Genomic DNA, 19,678 nt, shown 5'->3' on the forward strand with positions numbered 1-19,678 from the left:
GCAAATCGTTAGTTGTGAGTAGACCACTCACACTTGTGATTCACCATTGACAATTCACTATTGACTATTCACAAACACATAAACAAATTAACCATGTCAGTTATTACAGGCGACAAAGAATTTTTTAAAGGCATCGGCCAGATTAAATTTGAAGGCACTCAATCAGATAATCCACTAGCCTACAGGTGGTATGATGAAAACAAAATGATTGGTGGCAAAACCATGAAAGAATATTTACGCTTTGCGTGTGCTTACTGGCACAGCTTCTGCGGCAACGGTGGCGATCCTTTTGGTGCACCAACACATTTGCATCCATGGGATGTAAAAACCGATGCGGTGGAAAGAGCAAAAGATAAAGCGGATGCAGCATTTGAATTTATTACCAAATTAGGCTTGCCTTATTATTGTTTTCATGATGTGGATGTGGTGGATTATACCAATGATGTAGTGGATAATGAAAAAAGATTACAGGCGGTTGCGGCGTACCTGCAACAAAAACAAGATGCCAGTGGCGTAAAATTATTATGGGGCACTGCAAATTTATTTTCTAATCCAAGATACATGAATGGCGCTACTACCAATCCTGATTTTCATGTGCTGGCACATGGCGGCGCACAGGTAAAAGCGGCACTAGATGCAACTATTTCTTTAAAAGGAGAAAACTATGTTTTCTGGGGCGGAAGAGAAGGGTACATGAGTTTGCTGAACACCAATATGCAAAAAGAAAAAGAACATTTTGCAAAATTCTTGCATACTGCAAAAGATTATGCAAGGCGCAATGGATTTACCGGTACTTTCTTTATTGAGCCAAAACCATGTGAGCCGAGCAAACATCAATATGATTATGATAGTGAAACTGTAATTGGTTTTTTACGCCAGTTTGATCTGTTGAATGATTTTAAATTAAATATTGAAGTGAACCATGCAACGCTGGCTGGTCATACTTTTCAACATGAATTACAGGTGGCGGCAGATGCAGGCATGTTAGGTAGCATTGATGCCAACCGCGGCGATTATCAAAATGGATGGGATACCGACCAGTTCCCGAATAATATTAATGAACTGGTAGAAGCGATGCTGGTGATTGTGGAAGCCAATGGATTTGGTGGTGGCGGTATCAATTTTGATGCAAAGATCCGTCGTAACTCAACCGACCTGGTAGATCTTTTCTATGCACATATTGGTGGCATGGATACTTTTGCAAGGGCTTTAATTGTAGCAGATAATATTTTAAATAAATCTGATTATAAAAAATTCCGTGCAGACAGGTATGCCAGCTTTAATAACGGTACAGGTAAGGACTTTGAAAATGGTAAGTTAACTTTGGAAGATCTGAGAGATTATGCAGTGAAAAATGGCGAACCTGCAGTGATCAGTGGCAGACAGGAATACCTGGAAAATATTATCAACAGGTTTATTTAAGAAGAGTTCGCCACGGATTTTCACGGATAATACAATAATAGGTTAAAGATTGTTGTGAAATTCAGTAAAAAAATCAGTGAAAATCCGTACAATCCGTGGCAAAAAATATTGTGATTAAAATATGGCAGAACAGAAGGTTTTTTTATTTGATCTGAATGGTACGGTAATAGACGATATGCAGTTTCATATTCAATCCTGGTACCAGATTTTAAATGGTTTGGGTGCAACAATTTCTTTAGAAGAAACAAAATTGCAGTGCTACGGTAAAAATGAAGAATTACTGGAAAGGATCTTTCCCGGCAGGTTTAAGCCGGATGAAATAAAAGAAATGATCATCGAAAAGGAGAGAAGATACCAGGAAAATTTCAGGCCTTATTTAAAACTGATTGATGGACTGGGAGAATTTTTAGAAGAGGCATATCAGGCAAAAATTAAAATGGCGATTGGCTCTGCAGCCATTCCTTTTAATATAGACTATATATTGGATGGTTTGCAGTTGCATAAATATTTTCCTGTGGTGGTAAGTGCTTATGATGTAGTGGAAAGCAAACCCCATCCGGAAACATTTTTACTATGTGCTGAAAAATTGAATGTGGCTCCGGCAGATTGCATTGTGTTTGAAGATTCACCCAAAGGTGTTGAAGCGGCTGCAAGAGCAGGAATGAAAGCCGTAGTGATTACTACCATGCATACCAAAGAAGAATTTTACGGCGATAATATCATTTGTTTTATAGAAAATTATAGTAACGGTTTATTCGAAAAACTGGTAAGTTAAAAAGATAACGATGGCTGCTGAAAATAAATATGTAATAGGCGTTGACTATGGAACGGACTCTGTTCGTTCTGTTGTATTGAATGCCATGAATGGTGAAGAAATTGCCGCTTCAGTTTTTTATTATCCAAGATGGAAAGAAGGAAAGTATTGCAATGCCATTGCGAACCAGTTCCGTCAGCATCCTTTAGATTATACAGAGGGATTGGAAGCCACGATAAAAGCCTGTCTGCAAAAAGCAGGAGCCGAAGTAGCAGCGAATGTAAAAGGCATTTCTGTTGATACCACGGGTTCTACACCCATTGCAGTAGATGCCACAGGAACGCCGTTGGCACTTGTGCCCGGGTTAGAAGAAAATCCAAACGCCATGTTTGTGTTGTGGAAAGATCATACTGCAACCAAAGAAGCAGAAGAGATCAATGCACATGCCACAAAATTCCCCGTTAATTATTTACAATTTGTAGGCGGTATTTACAGCAGCGAATGGTTTTGGGCAAAGCTGTTACATATTTTAAGAGAAGATGAAGCCATCAGAAAAAATATACACTCGTTTGTAGAGCATTGCGATTGGATACCATTTGTATTAACAGGGGGTAACGATGCCACAAAATTAAAACGTGGCGTTTGCAGCGCCGGCCATAAAGCCTTATGGGCTGCAGAGTTTGACGGTTTGCCGCCCAATGATTTTTTTAAATCACTGGATCCTGTACTGGATGGTATCACAGCAAAATTATTTACAGCAACCTATACTTCTGCTCAGTCTGTTGGTACTATCAGTAACGAATGGGCGCAAAAATTAGGATTACCAAAAGATGTGGTGATTGGTGCAGGTGCATTCGATTGCCATATGGGTGCAGTAGGCGGGCAGATAGAACCATATTACCTGAGTAAAGTAATGGGTACATCTACCTGTGATATTTTAGTAGCGCCCATTAATGAAGTAAAAGATACTTTGGTAAAAGGTATTTGCGGACAGGTAAACGGTTCTGTAATTCCAGGTATGATTGGTATGGAGGCAGGGCAATCTGCTTTTGGCGATGCTTATGCCTGGTTTAAAAACCTTATCAGCTGGCCAATCAATCAGTTTGTAACAGATGAAAAAGAAAAAGAAGTTATCACCGATAAAATAATTGCAGCATTAGCAACTGAAGCTGCTACAATTGAATTGAACGAAAAAGATGAACTGGCACTCGATTGGATGAATGGCAGAAGAACGCCTGATGCCAATCAACTACTGAAAGGCGTGATTGCCAATATTAATTTAGGTAGTGATGCGCCAAGGATATTTAAAGCATTGGTAGAAGCCACCTGCTTTGGCAGCAAAGCTATTGTAGAACGTTTTATTGCTGAAGGCATTCCTGTAAAAGGAATTATTGCCTTAGGCGGAGTTGCAAAAAAATCAACTTATGTAATGCAGGTAATGGCAAATGTGCTGAACATGCCCATCCGCATCCATAGCAGCGAACAAACCTGCGCCAATGGTGCGGCTATGTTTGCAGCAACTGCAGCTGGCTTATACAGCAAAGTAGAAGATGCTATGAATGCCATGGGGCAAGGCTTTGAAAAAACATACGAGCCGCAGGCAGATAAAGTGGCTTACTATGCAAAGCGTTACAAAATGTATCTGGATTTAGGCAACAAAATAGAAAAAAGTTAGGGTAGGTCACTCCTTAAGAGTGGCTCACCCGGCTAATGCAGGGGCGGTACTTTTAAGGAGTGAGTCTCCGGCTAATACAGGGGTGAGCCACCCTTACTGGGGTGACCCACCCAGCTAGTACAGGGTGAGTCACCCTTAATGGGGTGACTCACCCGATGGTAAATGTATTCGGAGTTAGAAAAGAAAATCGAAAATAATTAATCATAAAAAATGGTTGGTCCCCCTTTAGGGGCTAGGGGCATCATGAGTAACAAATATCTACACATTCAGCAAGAGGCTTACGAAGCCAATATGCAATTACCCAAATTGGGTTTAGTGCTTTTTACCTTTGGTAATGTAAGTGCGGCAGACAGAAGCCTGGGCGTATTTGCCATTAAACCAAGTGGTGTTGCTTATGAAGATCTTACACCCGAAAAAATGGTGATCGTTGATTTTGAAGGAAAGACCGTTGAAGGTGATCTTCGACCTTCTTCTGATACATTAACACATGCGGTGCTGTATAAACATTGGGAAAAGATTGGCGGCATTGTGCATACACACTCCACTTACGCAACTGCATGGGCGCAATCGCAAAGAGATATTCCTATTTTCGGCACAACACATGCCGATTACAACACCGTTGATATTCCCTGTGCACCACCAATGGATGATGAAATGATAAAAGGTAATTACGAGTATGAAACCGGTTTCCAGATCATGAATTGTTTTAAAGCCAATGATTTAAAATACGAAGAAGTGGAAATGGTATTGGTAGGCAATCATGCGCCATTTACCTGGGGAAAGAATGCGGCTAAAGCAGTACACAATAGTGCCGTTTTAGAATGCATTGCAAAAATGGCCTTGCTTACAGAACAAATTAATTTTAATGCACCAAGATTAAAAGATGCTTTAATTCAAAAACATTTTGAACGGAAACATGGTCCGGATTCTTACTATGGGCAATCATAGAATTCGTATATCCCCCGACGGCAGTTACAGATCCAGCCGGGGGTTAGTTAGAATATTTAAATAAAAAACAGACTTAACATCTTTAAAATAAAACGAAAGCTAATTATGAAACAATTATCATCACTTATCCTGGCAGCATCGGTGTTTTTATTTTCCTGCAATAACAGTACTGAAAATAAAGATACTACTGCCGCAAATACTACTACTAAAATGGGCATTACAGAAAAATCATTCGGCAGCTTCAATGGCGAAGCAGTTACTGAATACACTTTAACCAATGCCAATGGCATGCAGGTGGGCATTATAAATTATGGCGGCACGCTCACAAAAATTCTTACAAAAGATAAAGACGGAAAATTGGGTGATGTTATCCTGGGGTTTGATTCTATTGCAGGATACACCCAAAAGGGCAACCCGTTTTTTGGCGCATTGATCGGCCGTTACGGCAACCGTATTGCCAAAGGGCATTTTACCTTGGATGGTACTACTTATACTTTAGCGCAAAATAATAACGGACAATCATTACATGGTGGCCTTAAAGGTTATGATAAAGTAATGTGGAAAGCAGAAAAACAGGCAGGTGACAGCAGTTTAAAATTAACTTATCTCAGTAAAGATGGTGAAGAAGGTTATCCCGGCAATTTATCGGTGGAAGTTATTTACACTTTAACTGCAGACAATGCATTGAAAATTGATTATGCTGCTACTACAGATAAAGCAACTCCGGTTAACTTAACTAACCATGCTTATTTTAATTTATCAGCAGGAAAGGATTCTACCATTTTAGATCATGAATTAATGCTGAAGGCAGATAAATTTACTGAAGTGGATTCTTTTTTAATACCAACAGGAAAACTGCCTGACGTAAAAGGAACGCCGATGGATTTTACTACTGCAAAAAAAATAGGTAAAGATATAGCCGCAGTAAAAGGTGGTTTCGATCATAACTGGGTATTAAGTAAAAACGCCAATACATTGGAAGTGATAGCAACTTTATACCATCCTGCAAGTGGTCGTTATATGGAAGTATCTACTACAGAACCGGGCATACAATTTTATAGTGGTAACTTTTTAGATGGTACATTAACCAATACCAATGGCGGGCAAAAATATGTGCAGCATGCAGCGCTTTGCCTGGAAACACAGCATTTCCCGGACAGTCCAAATCAACCAACTTTTCCTAACACCGTTTTAAAACCGGGAGAAAAATATACCCACACTTCATTGTATAAGTTTTCAGTAAAATAATTGGTAAAGAAGTCTTCTTTTATAAGAAGGCTTCTTTGTTAAAATAATTGTATGAAAAATTATTTTTTATCAGCCACCTTCTTTTTAACCTTGCCTGTAATGGCTCAGCAAAAAGATTATGCTATTAAAGAAGTAAATTTTACGCAGGTAAAATTGTCTGATAATTTCTGGTTGCCGAGAATAGAGACCAATCGTACAGTTACTATTCCTGCTTCTTTTGAACGTTGTGAGAATACAGGGCGGGTAAAGAATTTTGTAATGGCAGCGCAAAAGCAGGGTAAGTTCTGCACCCGCTATCCATTTGATGATACGGATATTTATAAAACCATTGAAGGTGCTTCATTTTCTTTAGCCGTACACCCCGATAAAAAATTAGAAGCTTATGTAGATTCTTTAATCGCCATCATTAAAGCAGCACAGGAACCTGATGGCTATTTATATACTGCAAGAACAATTGATCCGCTGCATGTGGGAAGTTGGGTAGGTAAAGAAAGATGGGAGAAAGAAAGGGAACTTAGCCATGAATTATATAATGCCGGCCATTTGTACGAAGCAGCAGTAGCACATTTTTTCGCAACTAAAAAAAGGAACCTTTTAGACATTGCATTAAAAAATGCCGACCTGGTTTGTAGTGTTTTTGGACCAGGAAAAAAATCAGTGGCACCGGGACATGAAATTGTGGAAATGGGATTGGTGAAATTATTTCGTGTTACGGGCAAACAAGAATATTTAAATACGGCAAAATTTTTTATAGAAGCAAGAGGGCACTATAACGGATACGATCCAAAGAATAAAGATGAATGGAAGAACGGATCATACTGGCAGGATGATAAACCTGTGGTGTTGCAGGATGTGGCCGAAGGGCATGCCGTACGTGCCGGTTATTTATATTCAGCAGTGGCAGATGTGGCGGCGCTTACTGGTGACGATAGTTTGACCAAAGCTATTGACAGGATATTTGACAACGTGGTAAGTAAGAAAATTTATGTGCAGGGCGGTGTTGGTGCCATTGGTGCCGGCGAACGTTATGGTGATAATTACGAATTGCCCAACAACACTGCTTATAACGAAACCTGTGCTTCTATTGCAGAAGTGTACTGGTATTACAGGATGTTCTTATTGCATGGCGATGCTAAATATATTGATGTACTGGAAAAAACTTTGTACAATGGTTTGATATCCGGCATTGGTTTGGATGGCAAATCTTTTTTCTACACTAATGCTATGGAAATACGCAACAGCTTTACACACCCGGATATGGAAGCCACAAGGTCGGGTTGGTTTGAATGCAGTTGCTGTCCTACTAATTTAACCCGTTTAATCCCTTCGGTGCCGGGCTATATGTATGCGCAAAAGGACGATAATTTATTTGTCAACCTTTTTATCAACAGCACAGTTGATCTTACTGTAAATAATAAAGCGGTTCAGATCGCTCAGCAAAATAATTATCCATGGGATGGTAACCTGAAATTTACTATTAGTACTGCCAAAGTAAATGCGTTTAATTTACTGGTAAGAATTCCGGGTTGGGTAAATAACGATGCTATCCCTTCTGACCTCTATAAATTTACAAGCGTATCTTCTGTAAAACCGGTAATAAAAGTAAATGGTGTGGCAACAGAGTACGCAATGCAAAATGGTTATGCGGTCATTAACAGGCCGTGGAAAAAAAATGATGTGGTGGAAGTGGAGCTGCCAATGGATGTAAAAAGAGTGGTGGCTAATGAAAATGTAAAAAATGATATTGGTAAAGTGGCCTTGCAACGTGGCCCCATTATGTATTGTGCCGAGTGGGTGGATAATAACAGTAAGACGAGCAACCTCATCATTCCTGCTAACACTGTTTTTAAAAGTGAATTCAATAAAGATATTCTAAATGGAGTAATGACATTAAAAGCCGAAGTGCCTGCGGTGATCATTGTCAACAATGATAATATCTCAACACAAAAACAAAGTTTTACGGCAATACCATATTATAGTTGGGCCAACAGGGGCAAAGGCGAAATGACAGTATGGTTTCCAACACAAGTAAAGGATATCGAAATCTTAACTAAATAACATAGAGAAGCCTTCTTTTTAAAAGAAGACTTCTCTGAAAAAAATGTAACATGAAAAGTAGTATCAACACAAGAGGATTAGAGGTTTGGTTCGCCACCGGTAGCCAGAACTTATATGGAGAAGAGACTTTAAAGCAGGTAGCTAAACATTCTACCATGCTGGCAAAATCATTGAATGATGCGGAAGCCATTCCTGTAAAAGTTGTTTTTAAGCCCGTTTTAAAATCTACCGAAGAAATTTACAACCTGGTAATTGATGCTAACAGTAATAAAAACTGTATAGGTATCATTACCTGGATGCACACTTTTTCTCCCGCAAAAATGTGGATCAATGGATTGAAGATTGTACAAAAACCACTATTGCATTTGCATACACAATTCAATCGTGATATTCCATGGGGAGAAATTGATATGGATTTCATGAACCTGAATCAATCGGCTCATGGTGACCGTGAGTTTGGTTTTATGATGAGCCGTATGCGTATGGAAAGAAAAGTGGTGGTAGGGCATTGGCAGGATAAAAATGTGATTGCACAGATCGCAGGCTGGACGAGATCTGCATTGGGCTGGAATGATTGGCAGGGCGCAAAATTTGTACGCTTTGGCGATAACATGCGTTACGTTGCCGTAACTGATGGCGACAAAGTAGAAGCTGAATTAAAATTTGGTTACAGCGTGAATACTTATGGCATTGGTGATTTGGCTGGTGTTATCAATGGTGTAAAAGAAACTGCGGTAACAAAATTGTGTGATGAGTATGCTGAGTTGTATAAATTAATGCCCTCTTTAAAAAAGGGTAATGCACAACATCAATCTTTACGTGATGCGGCAAAGATGGAATTGGGCATGCGTAAATTTTTAGAAGAAGGCAATTACAAAGGATTCACTGATACATTTGAAGACCTGCATGGTTTACCACAATTACCAGGCATTGCCACACAACGTTTAATGGCGGATGGTTATGGTTTTGGTGGCGAAGGCGATTGGAAAACTTCGGCATTGGTAAGAGCGATGAAGGTAATGGGAACAGGATTGCCCGGCGGTAATTCTTTTATGGAAGATTATACCTATCATTTTGAACCAGGCAATGAAATGGTATTGGGAAGTCATATGCTGGAAATTTGCCCGAGCATTGCCAATACCAAACCCAGTTGCGAAATTCATCCCTTAGGTATTGGAGGAAAAGCTGATCCGGTTCGGTTGGTATTTAATGTTGGCGCAGGCCCTGCATTAAATGCTTCTATCATGGATATGGGCAACCGTTTCAGGTTGTTGGTAAATACTGTTGATGCAGTAAAAGCAACGCATGATCTGCCTAAGTTACCTGTGGCAAGAGTGTTGTGGAAACCACATCCGAATATGCAAACCGGTTGTGCTGCATGGATACATGCAGGCGGTGCACATCACACGGGCTACAGCCAGAACCTTACAGCAGAAAATATGGAAGACTTTGCAGGCATGGCGGGAATTGAATTTGTTTGTATCAATAAGGATACTAACATTTACAATTTAAAGAATGAATTAAGATGGAATGATGTATTTTACAAAATAAACGGCAAATAATATTTAATAATTATAAAACAGCAACTTGCTTATGAATGGTTTATCATCTTTAGACATGCTGATCTTCGTGGTCTATTTTATACTGGTGGCCGGTTACGGTTATTGGGTATACAGTAAAAAGAAGAAAGCAGCGATCTCTGCATCGCATGATTATTTTTTAGCCGAAGGTTCACTTACCTGGTGGGCAATCGGTGCATCACTTATTGCCTCTAACATTTCTGCAGAGCAATTTATAGGCATGAGTGGTAATGGTTATTTTGTAGGTGTTGCTGTGGCAGCTTACGAATGGATCGCTGCATTGGCATTGATCATTATTGCAGTATGGTTCATGCCCATCTATTTAAAGAATAAGATATACACCATGCCGCAGTTTTTAAAAACACGGTATAATGAAACGGTGTCGCTGATCATGGCTATCTTCTGGTTATTTCTATATGTATTTGTAAACCTTACATCAATTTTGTATTTGGGTGCAATTGCCATTAGTGGTTTGATAGGGCCGGAATATTTACACATTGTAATGGTTGCATTAGCGGTATTCGCACTCATCATTACATTGGGTGGAATGAAGGTAATCGGTTATACAGACGTTATACAGGTTGCCGTATTGATCATTGGTGGTTTTGCCACTATTTATTTTGCATTAACTATTGTAAGTGAAAAATTTGGTTTGGGAAGCGATGCATTAGCAGGTTTTAAAACTTTGATGTCACAGGCACCTGATCACTTTCATATGATACTGCAAAAACCTGTAGAAGGGGTTACACCTCAGGAAGATGTAAATAAATATTTAATACTCCCTGGTATTGCGATGTATTTTGCAGGGCAGTGGATAGTGAATTTAAATTACTGGGGTTGTAACCAGTACATCACACAAAGAGCATTAGGCGCTGATCTGCAAACTGCACGTAAAGGAATTTTGTTTGCCGGATTTTTAAAACTGATGATGCCGATCATTGTAATGTTGCCAGGTATTGCAGCGTATGTGTTACATAAAAACGGCCATCTTCCTGGTTTATCCGGAATGGATGGTGCATACTCTGCTATCTTAGGCTTTCTTCCTTCAGGTTTAAAAGGATTGGCTATTGCAGCATTGACTGCAGCAATTGTTGCATCACTTGCCGGTAAATTAAATAGTATTGGTACCATCTTTACTTTAGATATCTACATGAAGTATTTCAGAAAAAAACCGGTAACGGATGCCGGCTCTAAAGATGATGCGTTAACAACAGTTGCTGCTGAAGCACACAAAGAAGGAGAAGAAAAAAATATGGTTTGGATCGGCAGAATGGTAGCATTGGTGGCTATTGTACTGGCCGTGATATTTGAATGGAAAGATCTTTTAGGGATAAGCGGTGCCGGTGGTTTTACTTTCATTCAGAAATATACCGGCTTTATCAGTCCTGGTGTATTCGCTATGTTCATATTGGGTATGTTCTGGAAGCGTACTACGGGAGCCGCTGCTGTAGCAGGTTTACTTACCGGCTTTGTTATGGCGATCTTCTTTAACAGTTTTGCAGTATCCGTTTTGGGGCATGAAAATTTTATGTATACCGCCTTTAAAAATAATGATGGCGTGTATGAAATTCCATTCCTCATCAACATGGGTTGGGCTTTTGTAATTACTATGCTGGTGATGATTGGTGTAAGTCTTGCGGGCCCTAAAATTAATCCTAAGGCGTTTGAACTGGACAAAACTATGTTCAAATTAAAGCCTTCTGTAATTGCAATGATCGTAGCTACACTACTGATCCTTTTGGCATTATATGTTAAGTTCTGGTAACAAGATTGATTCTATCTAACCTGTAATAATTCAAAGTCCCTTCGCCATTAAGCGAAGGGATTTTTGTTTGTTTACCTGTATCCTTTAAATAAGTTGCTGCTACCGTTTATATAAAACAGGTATAAAAAATAGGTTGAAAATATTCAACAGCCTAATTTCAGCCCTTCTTAAAAAATAAAGCCATGAATAAAACACTCACATTACTTTGCCTGTTGGTTGTTGCAGGTGCCACTGCACAACAGCCATTGTTTATTCCGCAGAATGTAAAAAAAGCATTTGATAACGGCACCCGTAGCATGGATGGAAAACCGGGAAATAAGTATTGGCAGAATTTTGGCCGCTACAATATCAGTGTTACCACTATGCCACCTGCCAAAGGCGTAAAGGGTACAGAAACAATTACGTATATTAATAACAGCCCGAATACCTTAACAAGATTAACCATCAAATTAATTGTAAACATTCACAGTCCTGGTACCGCAAGGCAGGGCAATGCTTCAGCAGATTATTTAACAACAGGTATTCATATTGATAAGTATACAGAGAACGGCACGGAAAAGCCATTTGGTGACCCACATGGCTCCACTAATTTTGGAGTGCGTTTAAATAAAGGCGTACCCTCCGGAGATAGTGTAAAACTAACTTTCGACTGGCATTATGACTTGAGCGAAGAGAGCGGGAGAGAAGGTAAATTAGACAGTACCAGTTTTTTCCTGGGTTATTTTTATCCTCGTGTAGCCGTAATGGATGATGTAAACGGATGGGACAGGATGAACTTTACTGATGCCCAGGAATTTTATAACGACTTTAATGACTACGAAGTTTCGGTTACAGTGCCTAAAAACTTTTTAGTGTGGGGCACCGGTGATCTGTTAAATGCAAATGAAGTGTTACAAACACCTTATGCAGATAAATTCAAAAAAAGCCTTACCAGTGATGAAGTGATCAATGTGGTTACGCAAAAAGACCTGGATACAAAAAATATCACCACACAAAATACCACCAACACCTGGAAATGGAAAGCCACCAATGTGAGTGATATGGCGTATTGCATCAGCGATCATTATGTATGGGATGCTGCAAGTGTGGTGGTAGATAAAAAAACAGGCAGAAGATCCAGTACGCAGGCAGCTTTTAATGATAAAGCGGTAAACTTTCACAACCAGGTAAAACATATTCAGCATTCATTGGATTGGTATAGTAATAACTGGCCGGGTGTACCTTATCCTTTTCCAAAGAGTACCATTATTGAAGGGTTTGCAGATATGGAATACCCGATGATGGCCAATGACAGCAGGCAGGATGATGATGTGATGCAACGTTTTATTGCAGAGCATGAAGTAGGCCATAGTTATTTTCCTTTTTATATGGGCATTAACGAACATCGGTATGGTTTTATGGACGAAGGCTGGACAACCGCATTTGAAAATATGATCGGCATTGTTGATTTAGGAAAAGACAGAGCCAATACTTTCTTTAAACAGTTCAGGGTAAATGGCTGGGCAATGAATCCTACTGATGAAACACAGGTTCCGATTATTACACCGGTAAATATTTTAAGCGGACCGGCAATGGGCCATAATGAATATGGCAAGCCAGCATTGGCTTATTTAGGATTAAAGGATATGCTGGGAGATGACCAATTTAGAAAATGCCTGCACGGTTTTATGGATCGCTGGCATGGTAAACACCCGATACCATGGGATATGTTCAACAGCTTTTCTGATATCAACGGTAAAGATCTAAGCTGGTACTGGAACAACTGGTTCTTCACCAGTAATTATATGGATGTGGCAGCAGATAAAGTAGAACAAACAAAAACCGGTTATTCGATAACAGTAAAAAATATTGGCGGCTTTGCTATACCGTTAGATATTGTAATGGAATATGCTGATGGCACAACCGAAACCCTGCACCAGACTGCAGCAATGTGGGAGAAAAATCAGCAATTAGTTACAATAGATATCAGGACTACAAAAAAAATCAGCTACTTAAAATTAGATGGCGGCATTTATGTAGATGCAAATGAAAAAGATAATAGCTGGGGCACATCAAAAACAAAGGCAGCTGCAATAAGCAATATAGATCTGAGTAAATATATGGGCACTTACAGTTCCAAACAAATACCCCTTAAAATTACATTTAGTAAAGACGATAATAAATTAATAGCTGAACCAAGCGGACAGGATAAAGTTACTTTAGAGAGCACGGGTAAAGATACATTCAGCTATGTGGCAGTAGGAGCTGTATTTGAATTTGACACTACAAAAAATGAGATGACTTTAAAGCAGGGTGGTGGAACATTCTTGTTTACCAAAGACAAATAATATAATCAACAATATAAAAACTTTAATAGCTGCAAGGGGAAAAGCTACAAGGGAAAGCAAAAGAATTTAACCGGCATGCTTATCTCCTGGAGCTTGTAACTTGCAGCTTATACAGGTCAACATTTCTATTTCTATGTTTCTTATAAGCCCTGAAAGTTTATAGGGTGAAATTAATGTTTCAATGGCCTTTTCTTTATCATGCCGCCCTTGGTATCTTTTATGCTGCTCATTACAACAAAAGCATGAGGGTCAATTTTTTCAATCTCCGAATTGAGGCGGTTCAATTCCAGCCTGGTAACTACAGTGTACACAATATCAATATTTTTTGCCTCACCACTTTTGCCAAAGCCACGCTTGCCATTATACACCGTTACCCCACGGCCAATAGTATTAATGATCATTTCTCTTATTTCTTCGTTGTGAGAAGAAATGATGGTAACGCCGGTATATTCTTCAATACCTTCAATAATAAAGTCGAGTGTTTTAGATGCGGCTAAATAAGTAACCATAGAATACAATGCAATTTCAACCGATAAAAAATAAGCAGCTGCAGAAAAAATAATTACATTGATAAGGATAATGATATCGCCGATGGTAGTACCCAGTTTACGGCTTAAATAAATAGCCAGTACTTCGGTGCCGTCAATCACAGCTCCCCCTCTTACCGAAAGACCAATACCGGCACCAAGAAAAAAGCCGCCAAATACAGCCACTAATAAATTATCTTTTGTTACATCGGGAAAGTGTACTGTACCTACTACTAATGCAAGACCGCAAATAGCCAGCGCTGTTTTAACAGCAAAAGCTTTACCAATAGTTTTATACCCAAGAATAATAAACGGAATATTAACTACAATCAGTAAAAGATAAAGCGGCACATCTGTTAATGCCGAAATTAATAATGAAATGCCTGTGGCGCCTCCATCAATAAAATGATTGGTCAACAAAAAACCCTTAAATCCAAAAGCTGCAGAAAAAATGCCAAGTGTGATGAGCACAAAATCTCTGATATGACGCATTATAGTCAGCTTCAATTCCCACCAACCTTTAGCCAATTCAAAATCAGAATATTTTTTTTCTTTACCAGTTTGCTCACCCTTTTTTCTGAGTGTGGTTTGAATGACAATATTTGTAAGGAATGGGTTCATGTTGTTTCTTTTAACGCAATCCAATGCCGCTGTATATAATGCGTTGTATTCAAATTTAAGATTAAATACCGAGGGCTGGTTAAAGTAAAGATTAGAAACAGGTTAAAATACGCAGCAAAATCTGGTCAGGTAATCAAAAACCGGTACAAAACACAAGAATCACCTTCTCTTATGATGCCCGTCATAAGCCAGGTTGTTTTACAGTCGTATTCTTGCATACTGAAATTATTATCCAGGTATAGTAATTTCGGCAGTTTTAGTTTTATAAGGTGCAGCGGGCACCGGTTTCAACTTCCGTATCCTTTAAGTAACCACAAACTCCGCCGGGCTTGCAAATGCAAACGTGGCGGAGTTTTTATTTCCGGCAGCAAATGGTGCTTAATTTTTATTGTTTGTTTTTTTCTTATCCTGTTCTTCCATCATTTCTTTAGCGCTTTTGCCATCAAACATTTTTAAAACAGCATGTTGAATATTAAAGTACATCTGAATTTTATCGCCTTCTTTTGTTACCGCCTGCAGCATATCTAAAAAATTGCCGCTCTTATCTCTTCCCGAACCCATGCTTCCAAGGCTTAATCCTGCACCGGTAATTAAATGTTGTCCATCAGCAGGGCCCAGTGCAAACATCGCAGTCTCTGCAGATCTGCCATCACCGCTATACATCATGGCCGACATGATCTTAGCCACGAGGTTCAAAGTATATTCTGCACTATCAGCTTTATCCAGTTTGCTGTAACTGTATGATAATTCTTTTAATCCCTGGTAACTTAACGGGTATGTTTTTAAAAGTATTACTGCAGTATCATGTGCTGCTTTAAATTTCCCGTCGTCGTTAAGTTTGTAGATCAGCCTTTCCGTTTCAAGAACGGTGTAAGGTTTATATGCAGGCTTATCAGTAAAACCGATTAATAATGATAAGATCTCGGGCCTTGTTAAAGTGGAATCATCAGCCTGGAATCTTTTAAGCAGTTTATCATAAAACAGGTTGCTGCCGGCATCTTTTGTTTTAGCAAGAATAATTTTAAAGTCTTTGGTATACAAAAATTTTTCCTGCGCTGCACACAGCAAAAAATTGCCGAAGAGAAAAACGATAATCAATGATGCTTTTTTCATATGGTGATAGTATTTTGCTTTTTACTATTAAAAGTGTTATGTACTTAATTGTCTTTATTTTCTGCCACTCTTATTTTTTAAATTTATCAATATAATCAGAAAAAAGTTTATCAATATTATTGGTGTCAAATTTACTCCTGTACAATATAAATTTTTCTTCGCCTGCCTTAATTGAAAGATCAGTTGTTACTGTTGAGAACGGCCCGATAATACAGGTATAAAATTCATTGCTGCGCCTGTATTGGCAGGTTACTTTAAAAACATAAAAGCGGCGCATGGTGTCATTCACCATTACATCTTTAATGGCTGCAATGTCAAAATATTTGGGGATGTCTGCAGTTATTTCATTGTTGGTATACGCAGTGGCAAAAGCTTCGGCAAAAGATCGCTGGCTTGCATATTCTCCTTTGAATGATGATTGCCTGCCAACGTTTATTAAAGCATCATATAACTGGATACGGCGTTCAGGATTAGAGCAGAAGTTATCTATTACAGAACCAGCTACAGGTTGATCATTCTGCAGTAAGGCTACAATAATTACCGAATTTAAAGTGTAATTTCCTAATTCAATAAAATCATTCAGCACAGCTCTTGCAGTTTTCTGATTTATTTTGGCCAGCATTTGTAATATACCAATAGTGTGCGGTGCATAAAAATTATCATTGTTCTCAGCCCGGTACTTCTTCAGTAATTGTTTGCCGGCATGTATAATATCATCCTCATAATTTTTTAAAGATGCATATTGCAGCTGATTACTGTCGGTAAGCATATTGGCAATATCAATGATAAGAGGAGCCAGGTCGTCATTCTTTAACTTAATAGCAATATCCGGAAACAAGCTTGCTGTAATTGCAGGCGAATGACTCAGATTACTTAATACAATTCCGTAGTCAGCAGCAAGAGGCGGCGGTTCATTTAGTAAAAGTGTTTTCAATACCTGGTAAGCTGCTGCATTGTTGCTTGCAGATAAAATATTCAGCATCAGCATTCTTATATCTTCACGTTTGCCTTGTAATGCAGGATAGTTTGCTTTTATAAAATCAAAAACTGTTGTTCCGGTATAGGGGGCAATTGTTTGTGCCAAAAGTGCAGCCTGGTTAGTGCTGTTGTTTTTAATTGTTTTGTACGGGAATAAAAATGCATCTAATAATTGTGGCAGGTCTTGCTTCGGAAAGCGGAAACCTTTTCTCAATGCAGCCGCTGCACCGATGCAGATACTACTGTCAGCAGATTGAAGGTCGCTGATAAGCAGTGCAGTTTTGGAAGTAAACGCAGTGCTTGAAAAATTTTCATTAATAAACCTGAAACTGTTGAAGAACAGGTCTGTATTTTCATTCATCACCAGCTCCTGGTCTCCTTTTAAATTAAGGATAAAAACAGAATCTGCATAATGCATGATACGTAATCTTACAAACGAATTGTTGACCAGGTTCTTCAGCAATAATTCTCTTCCTTCAATGCCACCGTTGTAAACATTTTTTTTATATACCAGAGAATCAGTGTTCAATACATTATCCGTAGCAAGCGAATCGTTAAAATTGATCCTGGCATAATCATCTAACAATTTTTTTTCTTCTTCCACCCAATAATATTTACCCAGACCCAGTGCTGTAATGCCATAAGACATGGCCGTATTACTATCAACCGAAAAATAATCCGTACGCTTTACCGATGTGGTTTTATGTTTTTCCTGTTCATACACATTGTTACGGAGGTAATAAACAGGAGATGGAGCCATTACAGAAAACAGGTTATCGCCCCCAGCTTGTTTTTCAAAAGGAGTTGCAGTATAAGGCAGAAAACGAAAGGAATTAATGAACTGGTCAAATAATACTTCATTATCCTCTGTTATCAAACTACGGGTGGTAAGGTTGTACATTCTGTTATGGCGTATGGCTAATGCAGCATAGATCACAAAATTTTTATCGTCTGCTTCTCCTCTTATTTTTACTTTTAATGCAGGGTATCCGTCAAGGATAATATTTTCTACAGACATATCTGTCTGCCTGATACCTTTTTTAATTTCATTTACAGTTTGCACAAAAATTGTACTGTCAAAATCAAAGAAGTATCCTTTAAAAGGTTCTTTTAAAAGTACGAGGTAATTGATTTTTGCTTTGGTATCCACACTACTGAAAAGTGTAACATCTTCTTTAGTGAAAGTGTTATCACCTGCTACTATTTCTTTTTTAGGCAGTGCTGGTAATGACACGCTGAAGGCTTTGTCGGGACAGGTAAAAGAAAGCATATTGCTTGCAGGCTTCGGCCTGTTGAGGATCATGGTATAACTGTTGATATAATTTTCGCAACGGGCAGAACCAAGGCTGTCTTTGTATTTAGAACCAACGGCAAACATGTAGGTTTTTCCGGCATTATAAAATAACTGTATCCTGATAAAACCTTCACGGCTTTTAAAATTTACATCATAGCCATTTAATTGCTGCCGTACTATCTTATTGCTGGAATATAGCTTTATGTCATTGCGTGAAAAGAATCTTGTCATTTCTGCCACTTCCTCGTCAATCGTTTTCGCCAGGTTACCATCTTCATAAACACCACTCATCAAAAGAATTTCATTCGACAGTTCTTTATAAGTTTTAACATAGAGTTTGTTGGTAATACTGGTAAGTATGGTTGGCTTTCCGGGCATTTGTACTATATAATTAGAATCGGCATCAGAAATGCTGATCAGCTTTTGTAACTGGTTATCGATCTTAATATCTCCGGGCTCAATTGTTTTGGAAGAGAAAACCGGGGTAACAGTAAATCCTCTTTTTCGCAACAGGTTTATCACTCCCGAATCACCGGGCAAATGCGCTGCACCTACTGCACAAAAAGTACTCCTGATCTTTCCCAGGCTATCTATACGCCTGCTCATTTTATAATTGCGGTTGCTCAGCATTAAACTAAACTGTTCTTTCGACTGGCTTTGTTTACTGAATTCGTGTATATTATCAAGCTCCGCTTTGGTATAGTTATCTATCATCCATTCTTCCACATCGGCATATTTTTTTCGTTGATTTTTTAAAAATTCATCCGGGTCAAATGGATTACCCAGTTCATCCTTTAAAGAAGTCTGGTCAGTAATATCCTCAATGCCACCCACTATTTTGCCTTGTCTTTTTGCAAGGTCAAAAAGATACAGGTCAAGTGCTGTACGCATATCATTCCTGTCCCTTCTGCGATAGGCCTTTCGCAGCCGGGCAATATCACGGGCTGAAATATCATTATAGCGTTCCCTCATTTTTATCATTAAAGAATCAAACTGGCGGCTGCTGTTTTTGTATGGGTCTGTTTTCTTTTGCAACAAGTCGCTTTCTACTGCCTGGCGGTAGCTGATATCAAGGTGTTCATTTTCTATTGAATTAATAAACGTATCTACATATTCTCCCGGGTCAATTTCCATTGCAAAACCGGTACAGGACTTCATGCTGCTATAAACAGAATCACCTAAATAATAGACCCTCTTATCTCTTGAATGCATGGTGCCATATAAATAGCAAGGCTGCTTCAAATTATTGCCGGTTATCTTCCACAACATAGTTTTGGGTGTTGGAGTGGTTTGAGAAAATGCAATGCCGGAATACAGGAACAAGAGTAAAAGAAGGGTTGTAAGGCGCATAAGAGGATTATAAAAGTA

Annotated in this window: 12 protein-coding genes; 9 read left to right on the forward strand and 3 right to left on the reverse strand. The window is 38.9% G+C overall.

What is annotated here, in order from left to right; translation table 11 throughout:
* Positions 1-93: 93 nt before the first annotated feature.
* The 9 genes from xylA to ACQ334_RS17895 all read left to right on the forward strand — a co-directional run bounded on the left by xylA (position 94) and on the right by ACQ334_RS17895 (position 13,777).
* Complete coding sequence (gene xylA, locus ACQ334_RS17855) at positions 94-1,422, forward strand: xylose isomerase (RefSeq protein ID WP_430989613.1); 1,329 nt, start codon at positions 94-96, stop codon at positions 1,420-1,422.
* A 121-nt stretch (positions 1,423-1,543) separates the two neighbouring features.
* On the forward strand, positions 1,544-2,197 hold the full coding sequence (locus ACQ334_RS17860) for an HAD family hydrolase (protein ID WP_430989614.1): 654 nt from the start codon (positions 1,544-1,546) through the stop codon (positions 2,195-2,197).
* A 10-nt stretch (positions 2,198-2,207) separates the two neighbouring features.
* The gene (locus tag ACQ334_RS17865) at positions 2,208-3,851 is read left to right on the forward strand and encodes a ribulokinase (protein ID WP_430989615.1); all 1,644 of its coding nucleotides are present in this window, start codon (positions 2,208-2,210) and stop codon (positions 3,849-3,851) included.
* Positions 3,852-4,061: 210 nt separating this feature from the next.
* Positions 4,062-4,799 carry an L-ribulose-5-phosphate 4-epimerase gene (locus ACQ334_RS17870; RefSeq protein ID WP_430989616.1) on the forward strand — a complete coding sequence of 246 codons (738 nt, stop codon included), beginning with the start codon at positions 4,062-4,064 and terminating at the stop codon, positions 4,797-4,799.
* A 105-nt stretch (positions 4,800-4,904) separates the two neighbouring features.
* Positions 4,905-6,047, forward strand: coding sequence for an aldose epimerase family protein (locus tag ACQ334_RS17875; protein ID WP_430989617.1), 1,143 nt, complete (start codon positions 4,905-4,907; stop codon positions 6,045-6,047).
* A gap of 51 nt (positions 6,048-6,098) precedes the next feature.
* Entirely contained in the window at positions 6,099-8,105 is a 2,007-nt protein-coding gene (locus ACQ334_RS17880; RefSeq protein ID WP_430989618.1) for a glycoside hydrolase family 127 protein, read from the forward strand.
* A gap of 50 nt (positions 8,106-8,155) precedes the next feature.
* The gene (gene araA, locus ACQ334_RS17885; protein WP_430989619.1) at positions 8,156-9,667 is read left to right on the forward strand and encodes an L-arabinose isomerase; all 1,512 of its coding nucleotides are present in this window, start codon (positions 8,156-8,158) and stop codon (positions 9,665-9,667) included.
* Positions 9,668-9,698: 31 nt separating this feature from the next.
* Positions 9,699-11,450: a sodium:solute symporter family transporter gene (locus ACQ334_RS17890; protein ID WP_430989620.1), complete on the forward strand. Its 1,752-nt coding sequence runs from the start codon at positions 9,699-9,701 to the stop codon at positions 11,448-11,450.
* Positions 11,451-11,632: 182 nt separating this feature from the next.
* Positions 11,633-13,777: a M1 family metallopeptidase gene (locus ACQ334_RS17895; protein ID WP_430989621.1), complete on the forward strand. Its 2,145-nt coding sequence runs from the start codon at positions 11,633-11,635 to the stop codon at positions 13,775-13,777.
* A 170-nt stretch (positions 13,778-13,947) separates the two neighbouring features.
* Here the strand turns inward: ACQ334_RS17895 and ACQ334_RS17900 are convergent, their stop codons facing one another.
* The 3 genes from ACQ334_RS17900 to ACQ334_RS17910 form a co-directional block, all read right to left on the reverse strand.
* Complete coding sequence (locus tag ACQ334_RS17900) at positions 13,948-14,925, reverse strand: YitT family protein (protein ID WP_430989622.1); 978 nt, start codon at positions 14,923-14,925, stop codon at positions 13,948-13,950.
* Between the two features lie 378 nt (positions 14,926-15,303).
* Positions 15,304-16,038 carry a DUF4919 domain-containing protein gene (locus tag ACQ334_RS17905; protein WP_430989623.1) on the reverse strand — a complete coding sequence of 245 codons (735 nt, stop codon included), beginning with the start codon at positions 16,036-16,038 and terminating at the stop codon, positions 15,304-15,306.
* Between the two features lie 70 nt (positions 16,039-16,108).
* Entirely contained in the window at positions 16,109-19,660 is a 3,552-nt protein-coding gene (locus ACQ334_RS17910; protein ID WP_430989624.1) for a TraB/GumN family protein, read from the reverse strand.
* Between the last annotated feature and the right edge of the window lie 18 nt (positions 19,661-19,678).

The sequence above is a fragment of the Ferruginibacter sp. SUN106 genome, assembly GCF_050611765.1.
Lineage (GTDB): Bacteria > Bacteroidota > Bacteroidia > Chitinophagales > Chitinophagaceae > Ferruginibacter.